At 58.5% G+C, this 826-nt stretch carries 1 protein-coding gene; it reads right to left on the minus strand.

Going from position 1 to position 826, the window contains the following annotated elements; translation table 11 throughout:
• On the minus strand, positions 1-826 hold an 826-nt coding region (locus tag E8K79_RS21020), incomplete at both ends, for an Ig-like domain-containing protein (protein WP_136516451.1).

The following is an 826-nucleotide window of genomic DNA, read 5'->3' on the forward strand; positions in this document are numbered from 1 at the left end:
TGGTGGTCACACTTGCATCAACGGTGAGATCCGCATCGGCGGCCAGTTTGCTGCCCGGGACGTTGATGCTGAAAGTCCTGGAGGCGTCCACGGTGCCGGTGTAGTTCGTCCCGTCGACGGTAATGGTTACAGTGTCGCCGGTCTGCACGTCACCGCCCACAGTGCCGGTAACGGCGATGGTCCCGGCAGCCTCTGAGATGTCCAGCACGTTATCGGAAGTGATGCCATTGACCGTTACCGATGCAGTCGGTGCAGTGACATCTTTGGTGTATGACTTCGTCGTCGTGGCAGTCGTAGCGTTACCGGCTGCATCAGTGGTGGTCACACTTGCATCAACGGTGAGATCGGCATCGGCGGCAAGCTTGCTGCCGGGAACGTTGATGCTGAAGGTCCTGGATGCGTCCANCAGCACGTTATCGGAAGTGATGCCATTGACCGTTACCGATGCAGTCGGTGCAGTGACATCTTTGGTGTATGACTTCGTCGTCGTGGCAGTCGTAGCGTTACCGGCTGCATCAGTGGTGGTCACACTTGCATCAACGGTGAGATCGGCATCGGCGGCAAGCTTGCTGCCGGGAACGTTGATGCTGAAGGTCCTGGATGCGTCCACGGTGCCGGTGTAGTTCGTCCCGTCGACGGTGATGGTTACAGTGTCGCCTGTCTGCACGTCACCGCCCACAGTGCCGGTGATGGCGACGGTCCCGGCCGCCTCAGAGATATTGAGGACGTTATCCGAGGTGATGCCATTGACCGTTACAGATGCAGTCGGTGCAGTGACATCTTTGGTGTATGCCTTGGTGCTGGTTGCAGTGGTGGAGTTCCCTGC

The sequence above is a fragment of the Geomonas edaphica genome (genome assembly GCF_004917075.1).
In the GTDB taxonomy this organism is placed as follows: Bacteria; Desulfobacterota; Desulfuromonadia; order Geobacterales; family Geobacteraceae; genus Geomonas; species Geomonas edaphica.